20 protein-coding genes are annotated in these 19,120 nt (G+C 38.9%); 8 read left to right on the top strand and 12 right to left on the bottom strand.

Features of this window, described 5'->3' with window-relative positions; all coding sequences use genetic code 11:
- Positions 1–118 precede the first annotated feature (118 nt).
- From ACK8HY_RS19075 to ACK8HY_RS19045, 7 genes are all read right to left on the bottom strand, one after another.
- Positions 119–691, bottom strand: a complete 573-nt coding sequence (locus tag ACK8HY_RS19075; protein WP_077438232.1) for a 5-formyltetrahydrofolate cyclo-ligase — start codon at positions 689–691, stop codon at positions 119–121.
- A gap of 163 nt (positions 692–854) precedes the next feature.
- Positions 855–1,415 (bottom strand): elongation factor P, encoded by a 561-nt coding sequence (efp, locus tag ACK8HY_RS19070; RefSeq protein WP_077438233.1) that lies wholly within the window; start codon positions 1,413–1,415, stop codon positions 855–857.
- 84 nt (positions 1,416–1,499) lie between these two features.
- Complete coding sequence (locus ACK8HY_RS19065; protein WP_077438234.1) at positions 1,500–2,123, bottom strand: ABC transporter ATP-binding protein; 624 nt, start codon at positions 2,121–2,123, stop codon at positions 1,500–1,502.
- Between the two features lie 23 nt (positions 2,124–2,146).
- Positions 2,147–2,935, bottom strand: a complete 789-nt coding sequence (gene lpxA, locus ACK8HY_RS19060; RefSeq protein ID WP_075990789.1) for an acyl-ACP--UDP-N-acetylglucosamine O-acyltransferase — start codon at positions 2,933–2,935, stop codon at positions 2,147–2,149.
- A gap of 10 nt (positions 2,936–2,945) precedes the next feature.
- Positions 2,946–4,346, bottom strand: a complete 1,401-nt coding sequence (locus ACK8HY_RS19055; RefSeq protein ID WP_416134588.1) for a bifunctional UDP-3-O-[3-hydroxymyristoyl] N-acetylglucosamine deacetylase/3-hydroxyacyl-ACP dehydratase — start codon at positions 4,344–4,346, stop codon at positions 2,946–2,948.
- A gap of 143 nt (positions 4,347–4,489) precedes the next feature.
- Positions 4,490–5,530, bottom strand: a complete 1,041-nt coding sequence (lpxD, locus tag ACK8HY_RS19050) for a UDP-3-O-(3-hydroxymyristoyl)glucosamine N-acyltransferase (RefSeq protein ID WP_077438236.1) — start codon at positions 5,528–5,530, stop codon at positions 4,490–4,492.
- 33 nt (positions 5,531–5,563) lie between these two features.
- Complete coding sequence (locus ACK8HY_RS19045; protein WP_077438237.1) at positions 5,564–6,814, bottom strand: HD domain-containing protein; 1,251 nt, start codon at positions 6,812–6,814, stop codon at positions 5,564–5,566.
- 261 nt (positions 6,815–7,075) lie between these two features.
- On the opposite strand from ACK8HY_RS19045, the gene ACK8HY_RS19040 reads away from it, so the two are divergent.
- The 3 genes from ACK8HY_RS19040 to ACK8HY_RS19030 are packed head-to-tail and all read left to right on the top strand — an operon-like array spanning position 7,076 to position 10,115.
- A complete protein-coding gene (locus tag ACK8HY_RS19040; RefSeq protein WP_077438238.1) occupies positions 7,076–8,629 on the top strand; it encodes a bifunctional response regulator/alkaline phosphatase family protein in 1,554 nt (517 codons plus the stop codon).
- Positions 8,630–8,641: 12 nt separating this feature from the next.
- Positions 8,642–9,052 carry a tRNA (adenosine(37)-N6)-threonylcarbamoyltransferase complex ATPase subunit type 1 TsaE gene (tsaE, locus tag ACK8HY_RS19035; protein WP_343564844.1) on the top strand — a complete coding sequence of 137 codons (411 nt, stop codon included), beginning with the start codon at positions 8,642–8,644 and terminating at the stop codon, positions 9,050–9,052.
- On the top strand, positions 9,021–10,115 hold the full coding sequence (locus ACK8HY_RS19030; protein ID WP_416134502.1) for an ABC transporter ATP-binding protein: 1,095 nt from the start codon (positions 9,021–9,023) through the stop codon (positions 10,113–10,115). The genes tsaE and ACK8HY_RS19030 overlap by 32 nt, the downstream gene beginning before the upstream one ends.
- Here the strand turns inward: ACK8HY_RS19030 and ACK8HY_RS19025 are convergent.
- Both ACK8HY_RS19025 and ACK8HY_RS19020 read right to left on the bottom strand, forming a co-directional pair.
- The gene (locus ACK8HY_RS19025; RefSeq protein WP_077438241.1) at positions 10,112–10,963 is read right to left on the bottom strand and encodes an alpha/beta hydrolase; all 852 of its coding nucleotides are present in this window, start codon (positions 10,961–10,963) and stop codon (positions 10,112–10,114) included. The genes ACK8HY_RS19030 and ACK8HY_RS19025 overlap by 4 nt on opposite strands.
- Before the next feature lie 205 nt (positions 10,964–11,168).
- Positions 11,169–12,380, bottom strand: coding sequence for an alanine dehydrogenase (locus ACK8HY_RS19020; protein ID WP_077438242.1), 1,212 nt, complete (start codon positions 12,378–12,380; stop codon positions 11,169–11,171).
- 221 nt (positions 12,381–12,601) lie between these two features.
- Here ACK8HY_RS19020 and ACK8HY_RS19015 point away from each other — a divergent pair, with 221 nt between their 5' ends.
- The 5 genes from ACK8HY_RS19015 to ytxJ all read left to right on the top strand — a co-directional run bounded on the left by ACK8HY_RS19015 (position 12,602) and on the right by ytxJ (position 17,069).
- Positions 12,602–14,527, top strand: coding sequence for a polysaccharide biosynthesis protein (locus ACK8HY_RS19015; protein WP_077438309.1), 1,926 nt, complete (start codon positions 12,602–12,604; stop codon positions 14,525–14,527).
- A gap of 78 nt (positions 14,528–14,605) precedes the next feature.
- Entirely contained in the window at positions 14,606–15,277 is a 672-nt protein-coding gene (locus ACK8HY_RS19010) for a tetratricopeptide repeat protein (RefSeq protein ID WP_077438243.1), read from the top strand.
- An 83-nt stretch (positions 15,278–15,360) separates the two neighbouring features.
- Complete coding sequence (gene ribH / locus ACK8HY_RS19005; protein WP_077438244.1) at positions 15,361–15,849, top strand: 6,7-dimethyl-8-ribityllumazine synthase; 489 nt, start codon at positions 15,361–15,363, stop codon at positions 15,847–15,849.
- A gap of 147 nt (positions 15,850–15,996) precedes the next feature.
- Positions 15,997–16,737 (top strand): hypothetical protein, encoded by a 741-nt coding sequence (locus tag ACK8HY_RS19000; RefSeq protein ID WP_077438245.1) that lies wholly within the window; start codon positions 15,997–15,999, stop codon positions 16,735–16,737.
- 2 nt (positions 16,738–16,739) lie between these two features.
- Entirely contained in the window at positions 16,740–17,069 is a 330-nt protein-coding gene (gene ytxJ / locus ACK8HY_RS18995) for a bacillithiol system redox-active protein YtxJ (protein ID WP_217700109.1), read from the top strand.
- On the opposite strand, the gene ACK8HY_RS18990 is transcribed toward ytxJ, so the two are convergent.
- From ACK8HY_RS18990 to ACK8HY_RS18980, 3 genes are all read right to left on the bottom strand, one after another.
- On the bottom strand, positions 17,070–17,231 hold the full coding sequence (locus ACK8HY_RS18990; RefSeq protein WP_175992107.1) for a hypothetical protein: 162 nt from the start codon (positions 17,229–17,231) through the stop codon (positions 17,070–17,072).
- 100 nt (positions 17,232–17,331) lie between these two features.
- Positions 17,332–18,384 carry an isoaspartyl peptidase/L-asparaginase family protein gene (locus tag ACK8HY_RS18985; protein ID WP_416134501.1) on the bottom strand — a complete coding sequence of 351 codons (1,053 nt, stop codon included), beginning with the start codon at positions 18,382–18,384 and terminating at the stop codon, positions 17,332–17,334.
- Between the two features lie 179 nt (positions 18,385–18,563).
- On the bottom strand, positions 18,564–18,974 hold the full coding sequence (locus ACK8HY_RS18980) for an RNA-binding S4 domain-containing protein (protein WP_077438247.1): 411 nt from the start codon (positions 18,972–18,974) through the stop codon (positions 18,564–18,566).
- Between the last annotated feature and the right edge of the window lie 146 nt (positions 18,975–19,120).

Genomic DNA, 19,120 nt, shown 5'->3' with positions numbered 1-19,120 from the left:
TGCTCATCGTATTATTTCTGACCAACAGGATTATGGGCTTCGAAGAGACAATAAACCATGGAAGGAGTACACTTTAGTTTGCTACATCAACAAAAATCAGCATTAAGCATATAGAATATTAAAAACTATAAATGCGATTGGGTGTAATCGCTTTAGTCAGTCGAACATCGTGTTCATTTCGGTCAGCTATCCGATCGATCGGATTAAAAAAAGATAGTCCTACACGTTGGATTTCTGGCGCACAAAGTGCAAAAAACCGATCGTAAAATCCTTTTCCATAACCGACTCTATGGCCATCAACATCAAACACCAATAAAGGAACTAGGATAAAATCAATGGCCGCTGGCAGTACTGCTGTCCCTGAAACAGGTTCTGGAATACCCCATTCATTTGTTTCAAACACAGTTCGCTCATCAAGGATATAATGTTGCATGGAATAGTCGGCAAAATTCGATCGTGAGACAACGAGAACAACCTTCGGAAAAAATTCCTTCACATAGTTAATGATGGAATAGGTATCTGGTTCATGATATTTTTCAATTGGAAGAAAAACATGCATAAATTTAACTGCCGCTAGATCTATCATCTGAAATTGGAGCAGTAAATCGCGATTGAGACGCTCCTCTTCTTCCCTAGAAAGCTGGCATCTTTTTAACTTAAATTCCTGTCTTAATTCCTTTTTAGATTTCATGCTTAAAGATATATCTTTATAACATCATTTCGCGGGATAACAATGGACAAAATAGATTTCTTTCGTATTGGCAATAGTTGACAAAAGGACAAACAGTAAAAAAAACGGCCTTGTAGCGAGCGCTATCAAGACCGAATAATCAACCTAAACCTAAAATCTTATATTACTTTACGCGTTCGATATAATTACCTGTTTGCGTATCGACTCTTACTTTCTCTCCTTGGTTAATGAATAGAGGAACCATAATCTCTACTCCCGTTTCTACAGTAGCTTTTTTCAATGCATTCGTAGATGTATCTCCCTTTACAGCAGGTTCTGTATACGTAATTTCCAATTCAACACTTTTAGGTGCCTCTGCCATAATAGGCTCATCACTTTCAAATGCAATAATCACAGTCATTCCTTCTTTTAAGAAACGCGCTGAATCACCAAATAAAAATTTAGGAATATTAAATTGCTCATACGTATTATTATCCATTACGACGAAAAACTCGCCATCTTCGTATAAGTATTGGTAATCATTCGTTTCAACACGTGCAATCTCCACACTCTCGTCCACTCTAAAACGATATTCTACTAATTTACCAGTCTTCACATTACGCATTCTTGCTTGATAAAAAGCGCGCAAATTACCTGGCGTACGGTGTATATATTCTTCTACGGAGACCAACTCCCCATTAAATCTTAAAATATTTCCTGATTTTACCTCTGATGCCTTAGCCATTCTTTGAATTGAACTTTAAACGGTTATCTCATTATTGAGTCGTCAAAAATACAAAAACTAATTGTTTTATTAAAATTTCATTCGCTACTTTTTGAAGTCGATAATAGAAATCTTTTCGTCACAGAATTCGTATTCTTTTTTTTGATTTGAACAGATAATAAGCATTCTAAAATCCCGCTTGGTACGGTCTATTAAATCCAGATACCATTCCTCTCCTGCTATATCTAGATTACTTGTAGGCTCATCCAATAATACCAGATCTGTATTCGAGCAGCAGGCCAAAACTAATTTAACCCGTTGACGCATACCCGATGAAAAATATTTTATTTCTTTATCTAAGGCATTTTCCAACCCCAACAGATTCAAAACACTTTCTTTATCGAATCCTTGGAGATAAGGTTTAAACTGAAAGTGAAAATCGAATAGCTCACGCAAGGTAAACTCTTCGATCAATTCGACATAGGGTGCGGCGATAGATAGCTGCTTGTAAATCTGATCGATACCGATGATGCGCTCTCCATCTGTATAAATCAATTCGCCTTCGGAAGATGACAGACTGCCGGAAAGCACCTTTAATAAGGTCGATTTTCCGGAACCATTCTGTCCGAGGACAGCATAGCTCTTACCGGATTCAAAACGATAATTAATATGTCTGAAAATCCATTCGCGGTTATATCTTCGACCTATATCCTTTAACGTTATTTCCAAAGCTATGCGGTTGGGTAATGCGATTACATCGCTCTATTGTTGAATCCTTTCATGATACCTCTACCCGAATTGCGGATGAAATCCAAAATTTCATCACGGATTTCAGTAGCCTGATATTCAGCTTCAATAATTTCTATTGCTTTCGCTAAATTGCGGTTTTGAACAAATAGAATGCGGTAAAGGTTTTGAATTTCGGCGATCTGCTCTTCTGAAAACCCTCTTCTACGCAATCCTACGGAGTTAATTCCGGCATATGAAATTGGCTCACGGGCTGCTTTTACAAACGGTGGAATATCTTTACGCACCAAAGAACCTCCTGTGACAAATGCATGCGAACCAATTTTCACAAATTGATGTACTGCTACCATTCCTGCTAAAACAACATAATCTCCGACGGTGATATGTCCGGCAAGGGTACTGTTATTTGAAAAAACACAATTATCACCCACTTCACAGTCATGTGCAACGTGGCTGTAGGCCTGAATCAAACAATTCTTTCCAATGACAGTTTTATAACGATCCTTCGTTCCTCGATTAATTGTCACACATTCACGGATCGTTGTATTATCACCAATTTCTGCTGTTGTAATCTCACCATCAAATTTTAAGTCTTGAGGTTCACCAGAAATTACGGCACCGGGATATATCTTACAGTTCTTTCCAATTCGAGCTCCATCCATAATGGTCACATTTGAGCCAATCCAAGTCCCCTCTCCAATGACAACGTCTTTGTAAATGGTTACAAATGGTTCAATGACCACATTTTTAGCAATCTTTGCTTCTGGATGAATATAAGCTAATGGCTGTATCATCTATACTTCTTTAGTTGTTATTTACTCTTACGATCTGTGCCATAAGTTCAGCCTCACAGACAATTTTCTCTCCCACCATGGCCACACCTTTCATTTTAGCGATGCCCCTCCGGATCGGTTCCATCAGATCACATCTAAAAATAACAGAGTCTCCTGGGGTTACTTGTGCTTTAAAGCGTGCATTCTCGATTTTGAGAAATAAGGTTAACCAGTTTTCAGGATCTGGAACAGTCTTTAAGACCAAGATACCACCAGTCTGCGCCATCGCTTCTACTTGTAATACGCCCGGGAATAGTGGTGCTCCGGGGAAATGTCCCATAAACAAATCTTCATTCATGGTCACATTCTTTAACCCTACCACATGGGTTTCCGTTAGTTCTAAAATTTTATCGACCATGAGCATTGGTTGACGATGCGGAAGAATTTTCATGATTTCCACCGTATCATACAATGCGGGCATATTAGGATCGTAAACCTTTATCTTTTTGCGTGTTTTATCTTTTTTAATCTGCTCTTTGATTTTCTTTGCAAAGGCAACATTCGCAGCATGTCCAGGACGAGCGGCCATAATATGACCTTTCAAAGGCCTGCCCACTAGCGCCAGATCACCAACCATATCCAACAGCTTATGTCTCGCTGGTTCGTTCTGATGACGCAATTGATTATTATTCAGAATACCTTCTTTTGCTACAGCAACAGTTTCTTTATGGAAAAGATGAGCCAGTTTTCGCAACTCCTCCGGAGAAGTTTCTTTATCTACAATGACAATCGCATTGCTTAGATCTCCCCCTTTAATCAACCCGTGATCGACCAGCATCTCCAGTTCATGTAGGAAACAAAAGGTACGTGAAGATGCGATTTCAGCTTTAAAATCTTCTATTGACGTAATCGCAGCATGTTGACTGCCCAAAACAGGTGAATTGAAATCAATCATACAAGTCAGACGATAACCATCCATCGGCATACCCAAGATCTCAACTTTACGATCAGGCTCTGCATAATGAATATTATTGGAGATTTCATAGTAATCTCTATCTGCTTCCTGTTCTTCAAACCCTGCTTCTTCCAACAGTTTCACGAAAATTGCCGAACTACCATCCAATATCGGAATTTCAGGACCATCAATATCAATCAGGACATTGTCGATTTGTAAACCAATTAATGATGCCATTAAATGCTCTATTGTACTAACACTTGCTCCATTTTGAGAAATCGTGGTTCCCCTGGAAGTGTCTGTGACATTATCTGCATCAACCAATATCTCTGGCTGACCGTCTAAATCTACACGTCTGAACTTAAACCAGTGATTTTCCGGAGCTGGTTTGATTGTCATCGATACAATTTTTCCTGTATGAAGACCTACCCCCGAAATTTCAACCTCGTTTTTGATGGTTCTCTGTTTCACATTCATTTCTAATAACATATTTTTAAATCAAAACTTCTTTTGACAAAACCATCATGAGATTATAATATTATATCGAAATAGCAGCAAGCTAGGACTGCTCATGATAGCTTCATTACAATTAAATAACAGTTTATTTCAATGAAAAAAGATTATTTTAACTTCGATTCTATTAATTTCTCCAGCTCCTGGATACGTTTCTCCAACTCAGGTAAGCGCGCAAATATCACGTTTGATCGTAACTGCGGCTGATAAGGCATTACTGGTGTTCCACCCCATTTTTTCCCTTCGTCTTTTATTGATCTGTTAACGCCTGATTGAGCCTGTATCTGAGAGCCTTTAGCCACAACGATATGGCCTACAACACCAACCTGTCCACCCAATACCACACGCTCTCCAATTTTTGAACTTCCAGAAATACCTGTTTGCGCAGCTATTACAGTATTTTTACCGATATCAACATTATGTGCAATTTGAATCAAATTGTCCAATTTGACACCCTCACGCACAATAGTTGCTCCCATTGTAGCTCTATCGATCACCGTATTTGCGCCGATCTCAACATTATCCTCGATCTGCACATAGCCTATCTGTGGAACTTTCTTATAAGAACCATCTTCCTGCGGAGCAAAACCAAAACCATCCGAACCAATCACTACACCTGAATGCACAACAACATTCTTCCCTACCTTACAGTCATGATAAATCTTAACGCCGGGGTAAAGCGTCGTATTGTCATCAATTGTGACCTTATCGCCAATAAAAACCTGGGGATAAATCTTAACATGATCTCCGATCTTAGCACCCTTACCGATATACGCAAAAGCTCCAATGTAGCCCCCGGCTCCTATTGTCGCCTCAGGATGTATAAAACAAGGTTCTTCGCGTCCACTTTTGTCAAGACGAAACTCATTATACATATTCAATATGGTAGAAAAAGCTGCATAGGCGTTCTTAACACGAATAATCGTCAGTGTGGGTTTGGTTGCTTGCATCAATTGCAAATCTTCATTTACAATGACTATCGAAGCATCAGTCGTATAAATAAAATGCTCATATTTTGGATTTGACAAAAAAGAAAGATCGCCTTTTTTACCTTCCTCAATTTTGGCAAGGTTACCTACAGTAACTTCTGGATTCCCTTCAATCCTTCCTTCTAATAATGTCCCTATTTGTTGAGCAGTAAATTGCATGGTACAAATCTATGTTTTTTTATTAAAAAATAACTATCCCATGGAAGGAATTGCAATATATCCGACCTCTTTTGGATAACATAATGCATATTTGGACACATTTTTTGATAATGCTTCTAAATTTCCAAGATCCGACGCCTCAGTAATATCAACCAGTTCGCCCGACTTCAATAATATCTTGATTTGGTCATTGGAAGGGTCATATGCACGATTATGAATTTCCTGCGTAAACACATAATAATGAATATCCTCTTCCTTCACACCCAGAAACTGTCTCACGCTGTTTTTTACCTGTTCAATATAATCCGGAGAAAAGGGTTTGTTGCTCATGATTGAACGGTACAAGTCCCTTTTCATGATCCGCTGACACATTTTACTTAAAATTTTGTCTTCGTGCAGTTCCCATGTTTTTATCGCTGACATAATATCTGTATCATCTAAACGAGTAAACCAGTCCAAATGCAACGGGTCTGCCATAAAATTTGTACGATCAATCTCTTGGCTCAAAAACCAGTGGAATGCTGGAGTAGAAAAGAGTTGTACCCCAGATGCTGTTAAATATTTGGCTCTTTGTAAAATTTTAATCAATAATTGTTCTGCTCCTATTACCGTTTTGTGTAAATAAACCTGCCAATACATCAGTCTGCGCGCGATAAGAAATTTTTCCACCGAATAAAGCCCTTTGTATTCAACGACAATCTCGTCATTCACCACATTCAACATCTTTATAATGCGGTCAAATGAAATCACCCCTTCAGAAACGCCAGTAAAAAAACTATCTCTATTCAGATAGTCCATACGGTCCACATCCAATTGACTGGAGACAAGCTGATGGAGAAATTTTCGTGCGTATTTATTATTAAATATATCAATCGCCAGGCTTAGTCTCCCGTCCAGATCCTGATTCATGCGATCCATCAGTAATGAAGACAGCAATTCATGCGAAACACCTGCAATTAAACTATGTTCCAATGAATGCGAGAACGGGCCATGCCCGATATCGTGCAGTAAAATCGCGGCTAAGACAGCTTCTTCTTCTTGTTCAGAAATCTCGATCCCTTTACTCCGAAGGGTTTCTAGGGCCATCGACATCAGATGCATTGCTCCGATAGCATGCTGGAACCGTGTATGTAAAGCTCCCGGATACACCAAATGTGTCATACTCACCTGCTTGACATAACGAAGTCGCTGAAAATAGGGATGCTGTACAAGGTCAAAGACCAAACCTGTAGGAATGGCAACAAACCCGTATACAGGATCATTAATGATTTTATTTTTGTTCAATGCGGCGATAAATTAATGCTACTTTTCAACATATTAAATAGAAAACCCAGTTATGTAACACACAAACTTATGGTTATCACTAATATAAACTTAAAACAAAGATAGTTAGTTCATCGTTAAGAAATGTTAAAAATAAATCTAAAGCACGATATTTGCTTATAATAGTACGATATTGAAATCCATTCAATAAACGAGGTATTTTTCTTTTGTTACGATTTGAGTAACATATCAACCTCTCTTATAGTAGACATATATAACAAGATGCAAAAAACACATATTCTCTGGGCTGATGACGAAATTGACTTTCTAAAACCTCATATTTTATTTTTAGAAAGTAAGGGGTATAAAGTTGATACGGTCAACAATGGAAACGATGCGGTTGAGGCCTTTAAAAATGGTTTTTTTCACTTAATATTTCTAGATGAAAACATGCCGGGATTAACCGGGCTCGAAACACTCGCGATCATCAAATCCATCAACCCCACAGTTCCGATTGTACTCGTCACCAAAAATGAAGAAGAGCACGTCATGGAAGATGCGATCGGTTCTAAAATAGATGACTATCTCATCAAACCGGTAAATCCGAAACAGATTTTGATGACCATAAAAAAACTCACTGAAAACAAACGCATTGTCAATGAGAAAACTTCCATGGCCTATCAACAAGATTTCCGCAACCTGGGCATGATATTAAATGACAACCTGGATTTCAGCCAATGGTCAGAAGTATACAAAAAACTTGTTTACTGGGAATTATCTCTTGAGAAGCTCGAAGACAACAACATGCATGAAATCCTGACGATGCAAAAGTCCGAGGCAAATATGCAGTTTTCAAAGTTTATCGAAAACAATTATATCAACTGGATCAGTAGACCTGAAAATGCACCTATTTTATCCCACCAATTGTTTAAAAAGAAAGTATTTCCAGTACTTGAGGAAGAAATATCCACCTTTTTCGTCTTGATAGACAATTTACGTTATGATCAGTGGAAAATCATCAACGAAGTAATTACAGATTACTTCAGACTGGAGGAGGAAATCAATTATTTCAGTATTCTGCCTACAGCGACGCAATATGCAAGAAATGCCATCTTCAGTGGCTTAACCCCGCTGGAAATGGAAAAACGTTTTCCGAAGTTATGGCAAAATGATGAAGATGAAGGTGGCAAGAATTTATATGAAGATAAATTCCTTGATGATCAGATCAAAAGGTTGTACCGCAAACCAATAAAACATTCCTACACGAAAGTTTTAACACTTGAACAAGGGAGGGATGTTTTGGACAATCTTGGCAATATGATGCACAATCAGCTCAATGTCCTGGTCTACAACTTTGTGGATATGCTGTCTCATGCCCGGACAGATAGCTCCATGATCCGCGAATTGGCCAATGATGAAGCAGCATATCGATCGCTTACCTTATCATGGTTTGAACATTCACCCCTCCTAGAGGCGCTCAAATGGCTTTCACAGAAAAAGGTACGGGTTATTATCACCACAGACCATGGAACGATTCGTGTAAAAAAGCCAAGCAAAATCGTTGGCGATAGAAATACAAACACTAATCTCCGCTATAAACAAGGAAAAAATCTAAACTACATTGAAAAAGATGTGTTTACGATCAGGAACCCGCACGAGGCACAGTTACCCAAGCTGCATGTCAGCTCCACCTATGTATTTGCCAAAGAGGATTCTTACTTTGTTTATCCAAACAACTACAATCAATTTGTCAATTACTTCAATGGGACATTCCAACATGGCGGAATATCCTTGGAAGAAATGATCATCCCCTTTGCGACATACTCGCCGAAATAGTAATTTTGCAGCATGGAAATTATCGTAAATACAACAGCTGATCTTTCTGCTGCGGCACAAACTCTTTTAAATAGTTTTCCAACGGATCGAATTTTTCTATTATATGGCCCAATGGGGGCAGGAAAAACGACCTTTATAAAATATTTATGTGAACAGCTGGGCGTAAAAGACAGTACTTCAAGTCCCACCTTCTCCATTGTCAATGAGTATGACTCTGACAATGGGCCAATCTATCATTTTGATTTTTATCGGATCAAAGATGAACAGGAGGCCTTTGATTTTGGCTATGAGGAGTATTTCTATTCAGGCGCGTACTGTTTTATTGAATGGCCTGAGAAAATACCAAATTTACTACCAGAAGAAGCAAAAGAAATACAGATCAGCATCTTAGATGCGGCAACACGTAAAATTTCTATCCGTTAAACTATCTTTCATCCCCATTATGGCTCATCCGTCCTCTTGTCAATATATCCCTTCCGATACCCACGTACCGGGATTAACACCAATTCATGCCGAAAATCTAAGTTTTTCATTCCATGAAAACAATATGCAGTTTGCTGTTGAAAATGCGTCTTTTGCTATCGAAGGTGGGAGAATAACAGCTATTATTGGAGAGTCAGGAAGCGGAAAGAGTACATTACTTAGATTAATTTATGGTCTGTTGGAACCGACAAACGGTGTCGTCCGGTATAAAGGCTGGCAAGTGCCTACCCGCAAAGACAAGCTCATACCGGGACATGATGCCATGAAACTGGTGTCGCAGGGGTTTGACGATCTAAACACCTATGCGAATGTATGGGATAACGTTGCTTCACAGCTACCTAATACGGATATCAAGCGGAAACAGGATAAAACCGCTGAAATTTTACAACGCCTGCGCATAGATCATCTGGCAAAGAAAAGAGTTGCTGACATCAGTGGCGGAGAAAAACAACGTGTTGCCATCTGCCGCGCATTGATCAATGAACCGGAAGTATTGCTGATGGATGAACCATTTAATCAAGTTGACGCATCCTTTCGAGACACGTTGCAGCAAGACATCAAAGATATCGTTAAGGAAACAGGTCTTACGATCATCCTCGTTTCACATGACCCCACAGAGGTACTCGCGCTGGCGGACAACCTTATTGTCATGAAATCGGGAAAAATATTAGATCAGAATAATCCTCACCTATTGTATAGTCAGCCATCACATCCTTATACGGCACAATTATTGGCAAAAAGCAATATCCTCAGCCCCGAAAAAGCTCAAAATTTAGGTATCCAAAGCGATAAGTCCATTGCCATTCATCAAGAATGGATTTCTATTTCGCCCACAGAAGCGTCGTCTTTCTTTGTCAAAGACATTAAATTCAGAGGTTTCTATTACGAACTTGTAATTTCCAATACTATCGTTGATCTGCATTGTATCAGCACCTCACAGTTAATCCCAGAGAAAAATCAAGCCGTTGATCTAACAATATCCAATTGGATCGCTTTCGATTAATGTAAGTCCGACAACCAGGATAGAAATGCATCAAACCATTTTTTTTCCGAGGTTTTATTAATTAATCCAAAGCCGTGGCCACCTTGATCAAAAACATAAAGCTTATTTGGGACATGGACTTTATCCAATGCAGCCATCATTCTATAGCTGTTTTCGATCGGAACAGCAGTATCATCTTTGGCATGCACAAAGAAAGCAGGACAGACTTCAGGTGAAACCTGTAGATCTGAAGAGAACAATTGAACTAGTCCTTCGGAAGGATTTTCTCCAAGGAGATTGATTTTCGAACCTTTATGCGTCACATCGTTCTGCATCGAAATAACAGGATATATCAATCCTGCAAAGTCTGGTCGCAATGAGATATGAGCTGGATTACTGATGTAAGCATTTTTAAACTTAGTCATCAGTGTTGATGCTAAATGCCCGCCAGCTGAAAAACCAATAACACCAACTTTTTTAAACTTTGGATTTGATTCCCGGATCAGCTGTATTGCACGTTGGGCGTCTTGTAGGGGTCCGATACTTTTATCCCGCATAATATTAGGGGACGGTAATCTATATTGCAAGACATAGGCCGCATATCCATTGCTTACAAGTTCTTTGGCAACCGCATGCCCTTCGTGATCCATTGCAATATGCGCGTATCCTCCTCCGGGAATAACGAGTACGGCGATATTTTTAGCTATATTTTGATCCGGGGTGTAAATAAATAATTGCGGTCTGTTTTTTTCCAGAGAAGCTTGGGCTTTGTCCGTAGCATTTGGAATTGAATCCTGATAAAGATTAATCGCTTCCTGAGCTTTGGCAAGCGAAATTATAGCGCATAAGATCATAAGAATTTTTTTCATCCTTTTAAATTTGGTTTTTCAGTTATGGTTAAGCTATCAGAGTTATTTATCCCACGATGTGATTACTCGTCCATATTTGTGATTCATGAGTTCGTTTACTCATTATTTTTGTAAGACATCCATGAGCTCATTTCGTTCGTTTCACTCTTTTCGAATAATTCAAGATAGTTTCATCTGTATTGTATTTTATGGTATTAGGCTTTCATTATAGCGAGGAAACTACCAATAAGTCCAAATCTTTTGCGGTCATATTAAAGCGGGACGCCATATCGGCATTGGTTAGGTTGCCCTGATAAAGATAAATTGAACTTCTTATCCCGGGGCTTTTCCAAATTGCATTTTTCAATCCACCCAATTCGGCAAAATCCAACAAGATCGAGGTAAAAATATTACTCATGGCATAAGTTGCTGTACGAGCTACCCGCGACGCAATATTAGGGACACAATAATGAATGACATCGAATTTTCGAAAAACGGGCTTATCATGTGAAGTTACTTCCGATGTCTCAAAATTCCCCCCCTGATCAATACTGACATCAATAATAACCGAGTTCGGCTTCATCTTTGACACTGTTTCTTCGGAAATCACACAAGCAGAACGGCCATTGCGTGCGCGCAATGCGCCAATAACAACATCTGAACTGATTACGGCTTTATTGAGAATGATAGGCTGAATGACCGAAGTGAAAACCCTGCTTCCGAGGTTATTTTGCAAACGTCGAAGTTTATAAATTGAATTGTCGAATACTTTTACTTGTGCGCCCAGGGCCAAGGCAGTACGAGCAGCTTGTTCCCCCACTGTTCCTGCTCCGATAATGACAACTTCAGTAGAGGCGACTCCGGTGACACCGCCAAGCATGAGTCCTTTTCCGCCGAAAGCATTACTTAAATATTCTCCGGCGATCAACGTTGCCGTCGCCCCGACAATCTCACTCATTGCCCTCACCACGGCCAAACATCCACCTTCATCGCGTAAGTATTCGTAAGAAATTGCTGTGATCTTCTTATGCATAAGTGCCTTTAATACCTCTACATTCATTAAAGACGGTTGCTGAGAAGATAATAGCACCTGCCTTTCTTTCATCAATTTGACTTCAGATACAGTAGGACTGCCAACTTTAATGATTAAATCTGCCTGGTATATTTCTTCTCTAGACGTCACGATACGGGCCCCTTGCTCACTATAATGGTGATCCAAAAAATTAGCCCCGGCTCCAGCTCCAGTCTCAATTAAGACCTCATGCCCGTTTTCGACCAACAGTGCCACAGCCAATGGTGTTAAACATATACGCTTTTCCTGAAGTGAAGTTTCTTTTGGAATCCCAATAAAAAGACTTTTTCCATTCTTTTTCTTCTCAAAAAGCATCTCTTTTGGAGAAATCATGGCCTGGCTCGCAAGCTTTCCTAACTCATTCATTTTATTAAATTGACTTTAGTTAAAATTACGATAAATAATCAATCTAATCAAACGCAGATAAAATTGCTAGAATCACTGCTCGCTGCCTGCCCTTAACAGCAGGCCATCGATCTTTGGTTAGCCTTCAGCAATCATTGGACAGTATAAAGATTAATGCATATAAGACCATGGGAATGAAACAAAATTATCTACATTTGTCTAAATTAATCAGATATAATACGATGCTAAGTAAAATCAGTATAGTACCCAGGTGGATCATTTTTTTATTGGATATTTTCAGTGTCTCTGTTGCCTATCTCCTTGCAAACATCATTTATTACGATTTTAATTTCGATTTTCTCCTTGATATCGATTTCAGCATAAGGTATATTTTATTTGTAAGCGTTTGTTCCCTATCCTTTTACCTGTTCAAGATGTATACCGGGATCATTCGTTACACAAGTGCAATTGACTCCATCCGGATATTATCCACCATCATATTTAGTGTTTTCATGCTTTTAATCATCAAATTGATTATTCAGGCTAATGAAATTGAACGTAATATCCCTACCGCATTAATTATTTTCTTTGCTCTCTTCTCATTTTTAATATTAACCGTATATCGAACTATCATCAAAATTTTCTTTCTCTATACTAAAAAGGTCAATGGCACCAGAAAGAAAACCCTGATCTATGGCGCCGGTGATCTCGGCATTGCTGTAAAAAGAACATTAGATCACGATCTGAGATCGAAAAATGCGATCATCGGTTTTCTGGACGATAACGACCAGAAGATCAACAAAGTGATTGATGGCACCAAAATTTACTCATCTAAAAAATTTAACCATCTGATCAACACCCTGAATGTTGAAGAGGTCATTATTGCATCACACAATATTCCCTCAGAGCGCAAAAATGAAATTACGGATATTGCTTTGGAAAGGAATGTTAGTATCTTAACCCTTCCTCCTGTCAAAAAGATTATGAATGGGGATCTTAATCCTAATCAGATCCAAAAAATAAAAATTGAAGACCTATTGGAAAGGGATCCAATCAAAATCAATGACGATCATATCCTAAGCCAAACAAAAGGAAAAAGAATTCTTGTTACCGGCGCTGCTGGTTCCATCGGGAGTGAAATTGCCTCTCAGTTAGGAAAATATGAACCGCAAATGATTATTCTTTGTGATCAGGCAGAATCGCCATTGCACAATTTACAACTGGATTTGCAGGACGAATTTCCAAATCAGGTATACCATACCTATATCGCGGATATCCGAAGTACAGAAAGAATGCGCTTGCTCTTTGAAACATTCAAACCACATTATGTCTATCATGCGGCAGCTTACAAACATGTTCCTATGATGGAAAATCATCCGCTTGAAGCTGTACAAACGAATGTTATGGGCACGAAAAATCTGGCCGATTTAGCTGTGGAATTTCAGGTCGAAAAATTTGTTTTCGTTTCAACAGACAAGGCCGTTAATCCAACAAATATTATGGGGGCAACAAAACGAATCGCGGAGATATATGTACAGTCGTTGAACAATCATTTGGAGAGTTTATCAACTGGAAAAGTCAGTACAAAATTTATTACTACGCGTTTCGGAAATGTTCTTGGCTCAAATGGTTCTGTTATTCCTCGATTTAGAGATCAGATCCAAAAAGGCGGGCCTGTTACAGTAACGCATCCTGAAATTACACGTTATTTTATGACTATACCCGAAGCCTGTCGACTCGTTCTTGAGGCTGGAGCAATGGGGCAAGGCGGAGAGATCTTTGTTTTTGACATGGGCAAATCGGTGAAGATCGTTGAGCTTGCCAAGAAGATGATCCGTCTTTCCGGATTTAAGCCAAATGAAGATATCGAAATAAAGTTTACCGGTTTAAGACCAGGCGAAAAACTCTATGAAGAGTTGCTAAACGACCTCGAGAACACCCTTCCGACACACCATGAGAAAATTATGATCGCCAAAGTGCGCGAAAATAATTATAACATTGTCAGTTTAAAATTAGCGGAATTAAAAGAAAGATTAGCCACTCAAAATAAGAATGAGGTTGTTTACCAGATGAAGCTTATCGTTCCGGAATTTAAAAGCAAAAACTCGATCTACGAACAATTGGATAAAGAAATCGAATTATCAAATGCGTCCGAAAACAAAAGTTAATTCACTTTAAAATTTCCAAAACACTTGCAAATTTGCTCGAAAAGTGTATTTTTGCAATCCATATTTTACTGATTAGTAATGTCTAAAAATACAAATAATACAAATCAAGGTTTAAAACCTTCAAAAGGATCTTTTTTTCAAGATAACCAAAAAAGCGTTGCGTTTATTTTAGGTGGTATCGTTGTATTGATATTGCTTTACTTTGGATACGAGAAATTGTATTTGCAACCGCGGGCAGAAGAAGCATCAAATCGTATGTATAAAGCCGAGCAGCTTGTTACAATTGACTCTTTACAGAATAAAGCGATTACAGGTGATGGATCATTCCTTGGTTTTAAACAAATTGCCGAAGAATATTCAAATACAAAGTCCGCAAATATTGCAAATGCATATTTAGGTGGGCTTTACCTACGTCAAGGAAAATTTGATGATGCTGTAAAAGCATTGGAAAAATATTCACCTACAGGAAGTCAAATCTTAGACCCACTGGTTATCGGTTTAACAGGTGATGCCTATTCAGAGTTAAAAGACTACAAAAAAGCAGCTGATTACTATAAACAAGCATCTGAAAAATCAAGCAACTCATACACAACTCCACTATTCTTAAAAAAATTAGGACTTGTTTATGAAGCACAAAACGACTACAAAAGTGCTGAAACAGCTTACAAAAAGATCAAAACAGATTTTCCGGAAAGCCAAGAGGCTTCTACTATCGATGGTCTATTGGGTAGAGTACAAGCACATTTATAAGAAATCATAAATACACAAAAAAAGAGGCTATTTGATAGCCTCTTTTTTTGTGACCATCTAAATTCATTATCTTTGCATCTATTATGGCAAGTAGCATTAAAAATCTATCAGACTTTTCGCATATCCAAGTTGCGGATGCAAGTCCATTCAAATTTGCAATTGTAGTTGCACAGTGGAATGCAGAAATTACTGGTGCATTATTGAACGGCGCAATCTCAGGTTTAGAAAAACATGGCGCAAAAGAAGGTAATATCGACATCATTGAAGTGCCTGGGAGCTTCGAGCTGACTTCCGGAGCAGATCTGGCATTGAGAAATCAAAGCTTTGATGCTGTCATCTGTTTGGGTTGTGTCATCCAGGGAGAAACCAGACATTTTGATTTTATCTGCCATGCGGTTGCAAATGGCGTGTCAAATGTAGGACTAAAATATAACAAACCTGTTATCTTTGGCGTACTAACAACGGATAACCTTCAACAAGCTTTGGATCGCGCTGGTGGTAAACATGGCAATAAAGGAGAAGAAGCTGCTATTACAGCAATACAAATGGCTGCCATTGCTAAAAAATTCTAGTTTGGTATCAATTTTGTCTATTATTTAATCATGAAAAAGTATTCTGGGCCAAAACATAGCAACGCACGAATACTTTTATTTTAAATAAATCGATTAATAAAGTATGATAATATCTTATTAATCGATTTTTATTTTTTAGATATGATTATGAAAACATTATCGAACATACTTTTAGTATTGATGTTATCGTTCTTCGGTTTCGGACATTTATCCGCCCAGAATGATAGTCTGAACAAACAAATCTGGCGTAGTATCGGTGGCCAAGGCAAATGGGACTCCCTACAGTATCTCGCCTTTTCCGCGAAAGGAAATACAGTATCCGAAGAGTTATCCAATGAAGAACGTAAATTCCTTTTTAACCGAACCACGGGAGAATGTAGATTCGACGGGTTCAGTGGTTCTGATCAGGTAACCTATTTATTCAATTTTAAAGGAAGTAGCGCCGATAAACTTTTTATTGCCGGCAATGTAGCTACTGACGGACAGGAAATAAAGAAATCCATAAAAAATCAACTTTTTGCGGATCTAAATCTGCTTCTGCTACCGACGCTAATAGAGCAGAGAAGTGTGCAGTTTAAAATTCAGGAAGAACGATTTATTGGTGGACAAAAACTCACCATCGCAAGTATTACCTCATCAGGCCCAGTTCTCGGCTCGAAACTGGACGGCTTAATCTATATCGATCAAAATACGGGCGAAATTACACGCTATGAATACACTGATAAATCAGAAAAAATCAGTTATGAGGTTGGCAAATACAAAGAAATAGGAGATGGGATACGTCTGCCTAGTTTATTTAGCGCTGCAAGCAACGACAAGAGAACCTGCGTATTCTCTTCGATTTCTTCCTTTGTACAAGTCGAGCAAAAGAAATTTAAAGAATTATAATTATGATCAATTGGATAGAATTAAATACAGAAGAACAATTACAGGAGCTTTATCAATCAGATAAAGTTTCCGCCATATTCAAGCACAGTACGACTTGTGGCATCAGTAATATGGCAAAACGCAGCTTGGAACGGATGTCAAATACTGCTGATCAGGACTATTCAATTTATCTTTTAGACCTGTTGCGCTATCGTGCGCTTTCCAATGAAATTGCACAACGCTGGAATATCGAGCATCAATCCCCGCAGATACTTATTGTCGAAGGTAAAAATAGTCTTTACAATGCTTCACATGGGGATATCCAGTTTGACGAAATTGAAAAATACCTATAGTTATTTGATCTTAAACACTTTGCCCTCATCATAGGCGCTCCGTGTGAGATTATCCCAAGTCATCATTCCTTTGGATTTTTTCCTTAATTCACATGAATTTTTGGCAACGATGACTTGGGATTCCCCAACCACTTTTACCGTATTCTGTCGAATGACAGTCATTGTCCCTTCATACCTATATCTTCCGCAGACTCTTCGGTTAGCGTGGATGGCATCTGTAAAGTCACAATTATTTGACGGGAGCTGAGCTGTATCTGTTTGATTATTTATAAATCTCTACTTTTACCTTGCCATCTTTGGTTACGGTCCCTCTATACATACCTTCTGTATTAAACGGCATAGCGACATGTCCCTGTTTGTCCATGACGATCATTCCACCATCCCCGCCCATCTTTCCGATTCGATCAATGACTTCTTGGCCGGCTTGCCATACGTTATCGTTTTTATATTCCATTAAGGCCGAAACAGAGTATGCTGCTACATTACGTATATAGAATTCGCCCCATCCGGTACAGGAAACCGCACAGGTCGCATTATTCGCATAAGTTCCAGCACCAATAATTGGTGAATCGCCTACGCGGCCAAATTTTTTGTTGGTCATCCCTCCGGTCGAGGTCCCTGCAGCTAAATTCCCCTGATTATCCAATGCTACACACCCTACCGTTCCAAATTTATAATCCTTGTTAAGGGTTCCTAAACGTGAGCTCTGCTTTTGATCGTGATCCAGCTGTGTTTTGGTACTGTCGCCTTTTTTAATTTTTTGCAAGGCATCCCAGCGTGTTTTAGTCCAAAAGTAAGATGGATCCACAAGTTGCAACCCGACTTCTTTGGCGAATTCTTCCGCTCCTTTGCCTACCATCATCACATGTTCGGATTTTTCCATCACCGCACGCGCTGCAGAAATGGGATTTCTAATGGTTGTAACCCCAGCAACTGCACCCGCAGCCAGTGTTTTACCTTCCATGATAGAGGCATCCAATTCATTTCTTCCCGCGTTTGTAAATACAGCTCCCTTTCCGGCATTAAACAAAGGAGAATCTTCCATCACATGAATAGCGTGTTCAACCGCATCCAAACTGGAATGTCCCGCCTTCAATTGGTTATAGCCGGCATTCAAAGCTTGTTCTAAGACAGTTTTATAAGCCTGCTCCATCGAGTCGGTCATATTTTTTTTCAAAATTGTCCCTGCTCCACCATGAATTGCCAGAACAAATTTTTCTTTCATTTCTTCTTTTTTATTTCCATCGTTGCGATTACAGGAAGCCGTAACCGCAGCAGCTCCGATAATCATCGCTATCATTGCATGTATCTTCATATTATTCTTGTATATAGCCTAAATTTTGCATCCTATTTTTGGTCACAAATATTTCATCGTAGGAAGCGAAGAATTTTTACGTGCACAGTTTGCTGCCATCATTCAAATAAATTCCCATAATTGACAGACGAGGCGGATTGGCTGCAAATAATTACCGAAGAAATGAAATGTTTTTTGTCCTATTCATCGTCTTTGTCCCACCATTCAGAAGCCTGTAAATCGTCTATTTCACGACGATCTTTCTTCGTTGGTCTTCCCGTTCCGCGGTCCCGCTTAAGCACTGGCGCCTGAAATACAGATTTGTAGCCAACAGTATCTTCTACCGGGGTTTGATCTTCATAAAACTGCACCGCAGTTTTTGCATCCACCCTTCGCTCAAGAAGACCAATCACCTTAACGACCTTCTTCTCTATTCCTTTTTGGATATGATAGACATCGCCGATCTTCACTTCGTAAGAAGGTTTAATATTTTGACCGTTTAGCTTTACCCGTCCCGCCTTACAGGCTTCGGTCGCCAAAGTTCTTGTCTTAAACACTCTTATCGACCATAAATATTTATCAATTCTCAATTTTTCTGATGCTGCTGCCATAGCACAAAAATAGTTATATTAGCAAATTATCGTGGTATTTCCACCCAAAATTAACAGATTCCCCGGATGAATATTTTCTTCACCGCTGGGGAGAGATCGATAAAGTTGCTTTTAAATACAACTTTATCTAAGTTTGTACATCAAAA

Origin of the sequence: Sphingobacterium sp. NGMCC 1.201703, assembly GCF_047784615.1 — a bacterium.
GTDB lineage: Bacteria > Bacteroidota > Bacteroidia > Sphingobacteriales > Sphingobacteriaceae > Sphingobacterium.
Note: the sequence above shows the minus strand (reverse complement) of the source record. Positions and strands in the feature narration are given on the sequence as shown.

What these genes read in the sequence shown, in the direction of transcription:
- ACK8HY_RS19075 (WP_077438232.1), bottom strand. Translation starts at nt 691, where the DNA reads ATGAAATCTAAAAAGGAATTAAGACAGGAATTTAAGTTAAAAAGATGC.
- efp (WP_077438233.1), bottom strand. Translation starts at nt 1,415, where the DNA reads ATGGCTAAGGCATCAGAGGTAAAATCAGGAAATATTTTAAGATTTAAT.
- lpxA (WP_075990789.1), bottom strand. Translation starts at nt 2,935, where the DNA reads ATGATACAGCCATTAGCTTATATTCATCCAGAAGCAAAGATTGCTAAA.
- ACK8HY_RS19055 (WP_416134588.1), bottom strand. Translation starts at nt 4,346, where the DNA reads ATGAATGTGAAACAGAGAACCATCAAAAACGAGGTTGAAATTTCGGGG.
- lpxD (WP_077438236.1), bottom strand. Translation starts at nt 5,530, where the DNA reads ATGCAATTTACTGCTCAACAAATAGGGACATTATTAGAAGGAAGGATT.
- ACK8HY_RS19040 (WP_077438238.1), top strand. Translation starts at nt 7,076, where the DNA reads ATGCAAAAAACACATATTCTCTGGGCTGATGACGAAATTGACTTTCTA.
- tsaE (WP_343564844.1), top strand. Translation starts at nt 8,642, where the DNA reads ATGGAAATTATCGTAAATACAACAGCTGATCTTTCTGCTGCGGCACAA.
- ACK8HY_RS19030 (WP_416134502.1), top strand. Translation starts at nt 9,021, where the DNA reads ATGCGGCAACACGTAAAATTTCTATCCGTTAAACTATCTTTCATCCCC.
- ACK8HY_RS19025 (WP_077438241.1), bottom strand. Translation starts at nt 10,963, where the DNA reads ATGAAAAAAATTCTTATGATCTTATGCGCTATAATTTCGCTTGCCAAA.
- ACK8HY_RS19020 (WP_077438242.1), bottom strand. Translation starts at nt 12,380, where the DNA reads ATGAATGAGTTAGGAAAGCTTGCGAGCCAGGCCATGATTTCTCCAAAA.
- ACK8HY_RS19015 (WP_077438309.1), top strand. Translation starts at nt 12,602, where the DNA reads ATGCTAAGTAAAATCAGTATAGTACCCAGGTGGATCATTTTTTTATTG.
- ACK8HY_RS19010 (WP_077438243.1), top strand. Translation starts at nt 14,606, where the DNA reads ATGTCTAAAAATACAAATAATACAAATCAAGGTTTAAAACCTTCAAAA.
- ribH (WP_077438244.1), top strand. Translation starts at nt 15,361, where the DNA reads ATGGCAAGTAGCATTAAAAATCTATCAGACTTTTCGCATATCCAAGTT.
- ACK8HY_RS19000 (WP_077438245.1), top strand. Translation starts at nt 15,997, where the DNA reads ATGAAAACATTATCGAACATACTTTTAGTATTGATGTTATCGTTCTTC.
- ytxJ (WP_217700109.1), top strand. Translation starts at nt 16,740, where the DNA reads ATGATCAATTGGATAGAATTAAATACAGAAGAACAATTACAGGAGCTT.
- ACK8HY_RS18990 (WP_175992107.1), bottom strand. Translation starts at nt 17,231, where the DNA reads ATGACTGTCATTCGACAGAATACGGTAAAAGTGGTTGGGGAATCCCAA.
- ACK8HY_RS18985 (WP_416134501.1), bottom strand. Translation starts at nt 18,384, where the DNA reads ATGAAGATACATGCAATGATAGCGATGATTATCGGAGCTGCTGCGGTT.
- ACK8HY_RS18980 (WP_077438247.1), bottom strand. Translation starts at nt 18,974, where the DNA reads ATGGCAGCAGCATCAGAAAAATTGAGAATTGATAAATATTTATGGTCG.